This is a genomic window from Magnetococcales bacterium (assembly GCA_015228935.1).
Taxonomy (GTDB): Bacteria; Pseudomonadota; Magnetococcia; order Magnetococcales; family DC0425bin3; genus HA3dbin3.
This window is the reverse complement of the sequence record JADGCO010000155.1, coordinates 1-7,311: the sequence shown is the minus strand read 5'-3', so window position 1 is coordinate 7,311 and position 7,311 is coordinate 1. Positions and strand designations below refer to the sequence as shown.

General features: G+C 55.9%; 6 protein-coding genes. 5 read left to right on the top strand and 1 reads right to left on the bottom strand.

Annotated elements, in window-relative coordinates; translation table 11 throughout:
• Window positions 1-172: 172 nt before the first annotated feature.
• Both HQL65_19830 and HQL65_19825 read left to right on the top strand, forming a co-directional pair.
• Window positions 173-1,366, top strand: coding sequence for an NnrS family protein (locus tag HQL65_19830; GenBank protein ID MBF0138486.1), 1,194 nt, complete (start codon window positions 173-175; stop codon window positions 1,364-1,366).
• 164 nt (window positions 1,367-1,530) lie between these two features.
• On the top strand, window positions 1,531-2,013 hold the full coding sequence (locus HQL65_19825; protein ID MBF0138485.1) for a hypothetical protein: 483 nt from the start codon (window positions 1,531-1,533) through the stop codon (window positions 2,011-2,013).
• Between the two features lie 128 nt (window positions 2,014-2,141).
• On the opposite strand, the gene HQL65_19820 is transcribed toward HQL65_19825, so the two are convergent.
• Window positions 2,142-4,229: a PAS domain S-box protein gene (locus HQL65_19820; protein MBF0138484.1), complete on the bottom strand. Its 2,088-nt coding sequence runs from the start codon at window positions 4,227-4,229 to the stop codon at window positions 2,142-2,144.
• A 721-nt stretch (window positions 4,230-4,950) separates the two neighbouring features.
• Here HQL65_19820 and groES point away from each other — a divergent pair.
• The 3 genes from groES (at window position 4,951) to HQL65_19805 (ending at window position 7,258) form a co-directional block, all read left to right on the top strand.
• On the top strand, window positions 4,951-5,244 hold the full coding sequence (gene groES / locus HQL65_19815; GenBank protein MBF0138483.1) for a co-chaperone GroES: 294 nt from the start codon (window positions 4,951-4,953) through the stop codon (window positions 5,242-5,244).
• A 68-nt stretch (window positions 5,245-5,312) separates the two neighbouring features.
• The gene (groL, locus tag HQL65_19810; GenBank protein ID MBF0138482.1) at window positions 5,313-6,977 is read left to right on the top strand and encodes a chaperonin GroEL; all 1,665 of its coding nucleotides are present in this window, start codon (window positions 5,313-5,315) and stop codon (window positions 6,975-6,977) included.
• 113 nt (window positions 6,978-7,090) lie between these two features.
• On the top strand, window positions 7,091-7,258 hold the full coding sequence (locus HQL65_19805) for a hypothetical protein (GenBank protein ID MBF0138481.1): 168 nt from the start codon (window positions 7,091-7,093) through the stop codon (window positions 7,256-7,258).
• Window positions 7,259-7,311 lie beyond the last annotated feature (53 nt).

Below are 7,311 nucleotides of genomic sequence, written 5' to 3'. Positions count from 1 at the left end.
CGCCAAGAGGAAGGGCACAGCCCTTCCTCCTGGACCTCCTTCCCAGTTTTTCAAATGTTTACTAAAATAGGGGGGCTGAATAGTTACAAACTGTGAAAGCACGATCTGAAACATTTTTCTGCGGCAGGGATTGTTTTTCACCCTGCACCAACCCCTTGCCTGGACCGTGGTCATGCCATCCATCACGCACCGCCTGTTTCCCATCACGCCTCCCCCGGCCCCCACACCCATCACCCGGGAACCCGTAGCACACCGTTTCTGGGGGGGAGGCATGGTGGCCCTGGCCATGGGATTTGCCCTGGGCATCTACCTTTGGTGCCTGCAATGGGGAATTTTTTCCTGGACGGATTATTATCCAGACCTGCGCCTGTTGCACGGCAGGATCCAGATTATTTTGTTTGCCGGTTCCTTCATCCTGGGTTTTGGGTTGCAGGCCGGCCCGCATGTCATTGGCGGAACACCGCCTGCTTCACGATCCACGCTGCAAATCCTGTTTCCCTTGTGGTTCGGCTTTCTCCTGGGGACACTGCCGGATCCGTCCCTGCGGATGGTGGGCAATGCTCTGGTATCCTTGGCATTTTTTGGTGCTGCCATCGCCCTGGCCGGTGTGGTGCGGGGGGCGGATCCGCAACGTGCCCTGCCGGTGGGTATTCCCCTGGTGATCGGTGTGGCATCCCTGGGTATCGCTCCCTGGCTGCCGTTGGGTCAGGTCGATTGGGCTTTGGTTGCCCTGTTGACCGGGCCGGTTTCCTGTATTTTGGCTGTTGTGCAGCATCTGGTTGCCAATATTCTGGGGGGACACCGTCCATCCGGTCCTTTGGCCCATCTTTTTACGACAGTCTGGTTCCTGGCCTGGCTGGCTGCCTGGGGTTCTGCCCTGCTGTGGGTACCCTGGTCCTGGAGTGGCCTGCTTTGGGCCTTGCTCGCCGTTTGGCTCGTCGTGGCGGTGCGTTTGCTGCCAGTCCTGCTGACCCGGCCCCTGGAGTCCATCAGTGTGACCCTGGTTGCCGGTCTGGCAGCCTTGCCCCTGGCGGGCATCCTGGTGTTCATGGGTGGGTATGCAACCCTGGATGCGGCTTTGCATCTGGTTGGCATCGGCATGGTGGTCACCATGATCCTGGGTGTGACGGCCCGGGTTGTCGGGTTTTTTTCCGGAGGATTGGTCATGCATGACCGGCTGTTGTCCATCCTGCTCGTGGCCTGGATGGGGGTGGCAGCTCTGCGTACTGCCATTCCGCTGGGTATTCTGCAAGGAACCTTTTGGGTTCCCATAGCCGCACTGTTGGCAGCCGGGTTGCTGATCTGGTGGAGCATGCGTGTCAGCAGCCGCCTGCTGGCTTTCAGCCAACGTGCCAAGTCAAGGTAGGCGTCCGACAAAATCCATTTCATTCACCACCACAATTAAAGACAATCGAGATGATATATTCGTGTGACTTCTTCACCATTGGATCGGTTGCCTTCTTCCCATGACAACACACCCCCCGGATGAATTCGATGTACCCTGGAAAGATATCCTGAGGGCTTATTCAATTGATTTTCTGGCATTTTTTTTGCCAGAAGCTTATGCCAACATCGATTGGGAACGCGGCTTTGAATTTCTCAATACCGAATTGGCCCGCATCACCCGTCCGGCAAAAAACAGGGATCGCCGCCTGGATAAACTTGTTAAAGTCTGGCAATTCCACCAATCCATTCGCTATTGTGACCCTGGCACATCTGCATGCCAAGAGTACTAAAAATCATCCAGAAAAACGTTACCAGATCAAATGGATGTTGATTCGCAAATTGTATAATTGCGGTTTCAATCGCCAACAGGTGATCGACCTGTTCCGCTTCATCGACTGGGTGTTGCATCTGCCGGACAAACTTGCCAAACAGTTGCAAACAGAAATCGTTGCTTTCGAGGAGAAACAAAAAATGCCCTACATTTCAAGCGTGGAAAGGATAGGTGAAAAAAAAGTGGGGAGTGCAATTTGTGAACGCCCAATCGTTGGACGCCGTCCTTGCGGATGAAACGTGAACAAAATACCTGATTTCTCAACGGATTCAAATGATTCACAGATCTTAATGTCATGGTTTGCCTTGCCTGATTGATCGCCAGACAGGTTTCGTGTCGGGGGACTTTGCGATACAAGATCCGGTCACGCCGGGTTTTGTCTGCTGCGTAAAAATTGTGCAAAAGCCATGTCATCCCGATGCAAGTGATGACTGACCCATCCCAGAAACACACTGCGCAGGTGAAACCCGAGATAATTTTCGCTGTCCCGGTGGCGGGCAAAATCCCGACGCAGATGGTCGAAATGTTCCCGGAGACGGTCATGGGCCTCTTTGTGGTTCTGATAATCGGGAAACCCGCGTCGCAGCATGGCGGACTCTTCTTCTTCGAAGTGGGCGGGGAGATATTCGCTGCAATAGGCATGAAAGGGATAAAGTACTTCCTGAATGCGGTTTGCGGCGATTCCTTCCAGGAAGCGTTTGGCCATCAGTAACAACTCCTGGGTGGCATGGTCGATGACGGGCAAGCCGGTGGTCATTTCTGCCTGCCATTCGACGGGAATGTTGTCCGCATTCCTGGGCCGTCGCCGGTCGGTGGCGATGCGGTGGGCACGTTCCAGATAAATGGTCACCACCGGATCCTCCCGGGTCATTTCCCGGCAGCATTCCAGAAGTTTGACGCAGGGTTCCAATTGATTGAGATGAAAGAGGGAAACGGCCTCCCTGAACAGGGGAAGAGTGGCCTGCTTGGCCAGGAGCAGGGATTCGGGGTCGGCGTTGAACACCTCATAGACCATGACCGGGTGGGTTTTGCCTTTGGGGGCCACGCGATCCACAAACCGTACCAGGAAAGGATGGTCATCACGCATGGCATACAGGGAGTGATGGGTGATGAGCAAGGGTGTCTGGTAGGATTTGGTCAATCCTTCCACCCGTGAGGCCAGGTTGACCACATCCCCCACCACGGTATTGTCGATGCGTTCCGCGCCACCAATGGTGCCGATCATGAGGGGTCCGGTATTGATGCCAAAACCGGCATGAATCGGTTGCCAGCCATAGGAGACCCGTTCCCGGTTGTACGCCTGCAAACGGGCAAGCATGGCAATGGCGGCGTTGACGGCATCCTCGGGTGAGTTGGGAAAGAGGGCCATGATGGCATCGCCGATGTATTTGTCGATCACCCCATTGTGTTGTTGGACAAAAGGCTCCAGCCGGGCCAGATAGCCGTTGAGAAACCGGAACACCTGTTCCGGGGGCAGATCCTCGGAAAAAGCCGTAAAGTCACGAATATCACTGAACAGGACGCTCATTTTTTGTTTGGCGTTGTCGCCCAGGGTGGTCTCTTCCAGGCTGGTACGTCCCAACAACTGCAAAAACCGATGCGGAACGAAACGTTCGGCAGCACGATTGAAACGTTGCATGCGGGCCGCAGCCTCGCGGCGCTCTGTGATGTCATGGATGATACAGACAAACAGGCGTCCCTCTTCGTGTTTGACTTCACTCAAAAAAACTTCTGCTGCCAGTTCCGAACCGTCGCGGCGTTTGACCGTGGTTTCCAGACCCCCTTCCGGCAGGGGTGGTCCTTGTCCGGAAAGCCAGGCAGGGGGGGCATTCTCCTCCGCACCGGGAAAGCGGATGCCCAGATCGCGCAGAGGATGCCCCACCATGACGGCTGCCGACGTGCCCAGCATGCGCTCGGCTGCCGGGTTCATGGACTCCACCAGCCCATGGTCATTGAAAACCAGAATGCCGTTGATGGCTCCGTCCAGGATGGCCCGCAGGCGTCTTTCGCTTTTTTCCAGACGGCGTTCGCGTTCGACCATCATGCGGGTATTGGATTTGATCCACTGGGTGAGCGTTCCCAGGAGGTTGCGACCGATCCGGCCATTTTCCTCCAGTAATGTCCACAACTGATTTCTTGCAAGCACCAGAATGCGAACAGGCGTCTGGACCACCACGAAGGCTGTGGAGTAGGATTGGTCCAGCACGGAGAGTTCCCCGACCGAATCGCCCGGATAGATGGTCCGCACGGCAGGCCGGTCGGGATTTTCAAAATGGACCGTCAGGGTACCGGCCAATACAATGAACAGGCGATCATTGGCTTGTCCGGGTCGCAAAAGAGTCTCGCCTGGTTCATGGGACAGAATGGATGCTTCCTGTAGCACCGCCGTGACATGGTCACGTTCGACACCATGAAACAGATGGATGCGTGCAAATTCCTGGTCGTTGATCATGGGGGAGTCTTTGCGTTGAAAAATTTTTGTTGCAACGGTTTCCTGCTCATCCATCCGGCCATGGCTGGCCCTGAATTTTGCTCTCCTGTGGGGTTCTGTCAAAGGTAAATTCGGCAACGGCTTGTCAGCCTCACCATGCGATGTTTTATTTTGCGATTGGTGCTGAACTGAATTCACATTGGAATGTTCCGTAACTATTCAGCCTCCCCATTCAAAACGTTTGAAAAACTGGGATGGGGGTCCAGGGAGAAGGGCTGTGCCCTTCCCCCTGGCGGGGTTTGGGGCGGAGCCCCAACAAAGTCTTTTGTATCAAATCATTTTTTTGCAAGGGTTCTGAATAGATACATATTTCCAAAGAAAAGCCGGATGAAAGACAGGAAAGGAGGTCTACCCGGTTATTTTATACTTTTTTTCATATGAGTGCTGAATGGTTACAGGAAAGGTCAAACGGAAGGGCTTCATGGTTGCTCACTCATCCATGGATGCTGCGTGATCATGACCCACACTGTGCTGCCAGGGCAGCCGCGCCACCCCAAAAAAAACGTGACGATCACTTGACAAGCCGCTGGACATGCATACATTAGCACTCAGCCCCGGAGAGTGCCAAAAGGCCTGTTTCCTTACTGGAGGAGAGATCAGGTCGCCAGGATGGGACGCCGGGCGGCTTCCGGATCGTAAACCGTTTTGGATTAAAATTTAAAACAGTGCAGGAGTTGAGGAGATGAAGACGAAATTTCGTCCGCTTCATGACAGGGTTGTTGTCGAACGCATCGAGCAGGATGAGAAGACATCCGGTGGCATCATCATTCCCGATACGGCCAAGGAAAAGCCGATCCAGGGCCGCATTCTGGCGGTGGGAAAAGGGGCCATTGGTGATGACGGTCAGCTGCGCCCCATGAGCGTCAAGGAAGGGGACCGGGTGCTGTTTGCCAAGTATTCCGGCAGCGAAGTCAAGGTTGACGGCAAGGAGCTGCTGATCATGCGGGAAACCGACATCATGGGCATCCTGGAGTAGGTGGTACGTCAGGACCGGACTCGAAACCATTTGTACGGATTGCAATGGATTGAAAAGGAAGCAAGACAATGGCAGCGAAAGAAGTCAAATTCGGTGAGGTTGCCCGGAGCAGAATGCTGGCGGGAGTCAACGTTCTCGCCGATGCCGTGAAGGTGACCCTGGGACCCAAAGGCCGGAACGTGGTGCTGGACAAATCCTGGGGTGCCCCCCGGGTGACCAAGGATGGCGTGACCGTGGCCAAGGAGATCGAACTGGAAGGCAAGTTCGAAAACATGGGTGCCCAGATGGTGAAGGAAGTGGCCTCCAAGACCGCCGATGAGGCCGGTGACGGCACCACGACCGCCACCGTGCTGGCCCAGGCCATCATTCGTGAAGGGATGAAATCGGTGGCCGCCGGCATGAATCCGATGGACCTGCGGCGCGGCATCGATGCCGCCGTCGAGGCGGTGGTGGCCAACCTGAAATCCATTTCCAAGGAAGTGACCAGCTCCGGGGAAATTTCCCAGGTGGGGACCATTTCCGCCAACAGCGATCAGGAAATCGGCAATATGATCGCCCAGGCCATGGACAAGGTCGGCAAGGAAGGCGTGATCACCGTCGAGGAGGCCAAAGGCCTGGAAACCACTCTGGAAGTGGTGGAAGGGATGCAGTTCGACCGGGGGTATCTCTCGCCCTACTTTGTGACCAATGCGGAAAAAATGCTCGTGGAACTGAACGAGCCGTATATTCTTCTGGTCGAGAAAAAGGTCAATGGTCTGCAACAGATTCTGCCGGTTCTGGAGAGTGTGGTGCAGTCCAGCCGGCCCCTGTTGATCATCGCCGAGGATGTGGAAGGTGAAGCCCTGGCAACCCTGGTGGTGAACAAGCTGCGGGGCGGCCTGAAGGTGTGTGCCGTGAAAGCCCCCGGGTTTGGGGATCGGCGCAAGGCAATGCTGGAAGATATCGCCATTCTGACCGGCGGGACGGTGGCCTCGGAAGACCTGGGCGTGAAACTGGAAAACGTTACCCTGAACATGCTCGGTTCCGCCAAGTCGATCACCATCACCAAGGAAGATACCACCATTGTGGGTGGGGCCGGAGCCAGTGCCGACATCAAGGGGCGGGTCAACCAGATTCGTGCCCAGATCGAGGAGACCACCTCCGACTATGACCGGGAAAAACTCCAGGAACGTCTGGCGAAACTGGCCGGCGGCGTGGCGGTCATCAAGGTGGGTGGCGGCACCGAAGTGGAAGTGAAAGAGCGCAAGGATCGTGTGGACGATGCGTTGCACGCCACCCGCGCTGCTGTGGAAGAGGGGATTGTGGCCGGGGGCGGTGTGGCCCTGCTGCGGAGCCAAAGATGCCTGGATTCCGTGAAACGCGCCAACGAAGACCAGCAGATGGGGGTCAAGATTGTCCGGCGCGCCCTGGAAGAGCCGTTGCGGGTGATTGTCGGCAATGCCGGGGCTGAAGGGTCTGTCGTGGTGGCGCGGATCATCGAAGACAACAATCCCAATTTCGGTTTTGACGCGGCCAAGGATGAATTTGCCGACCTGGTGCAGCGGGGCGTGATCGATCCGACCAAGGTGGTGCGGCATGCCCTGTTGGCGGCGGCATCCATTGCCGGCCTGATGATCACCACCGAAGCGATGGTGGCCGAGTTGCCCAAGAAAGAGGGTGCCGGCATGCCTGAAGGTGGTGGTGGCATGGGTGGCATGGGCGGCATGGGTGGCATGGGCGGCATGGGTATGTAGTTCCCTTTTTGCCCGCTGTTTTGCAGAAAAAGCGACACCCCCGGTTGCAATTGTGGCCGGGGGTGTTTTATCTCTAGGGGTCTGATTCCTCGTTTGCAGCGGAGATGTCCACAATGGAACTCTTGAATTTGATTCCCCTGGCGGCCCTGGTCTGGATGGTTCACAGGGCCATCGGCGGTGGTCGGTGTCATGATCGGACTGACCGGTATTTCCAGGAAAACAAGCAATTGACCGGGAAAAAATTCAGCAATTGGTTTGGCATTCCCAAACCGTTGAATTAAAAAAACGTATGAAAGACTGGGATGGGGGTCCAGGGGGAAGGGCTGCGCCCTTC

Bases quoted from the DNA above. Each gene is read 5' to 3' on its own strand.
- HQL65_19830 (MBF0138486.1), top strand. From the start codon at position 173: ATGCCATCCATCACGCACCGCCTGTTTCCCATCACGCCTCCCCCGGCC.
- HQL65_19820 (MBF0138484.1), bottom strand. From the start codon at position 4,229: ATGATCAACGACCAGGAATTTGCACGCATCCATCTGTTTCATGGTGTC.
- groES (MBF0138483.1), top strand. From the start codon at position 4,951: ATGAAGACGAAATTTCGTCCGCTTCATGACAGGGTTGTTGTCGAACGC.
- groL (MBF0138482.1), top strand. From the start codon at position 5,313: ATGGCAGCGAAAGAAGTCAAATTCGGTGAGGTTGCCCGGAGCAGAATG.
- HQL65_19805 (MBF0138481.1), top strand. From the start codon at position 7,091: ATGGAACTCTTGAATTTGATTCCCCTGGCGGCCCTGGTCTGGATGGTT.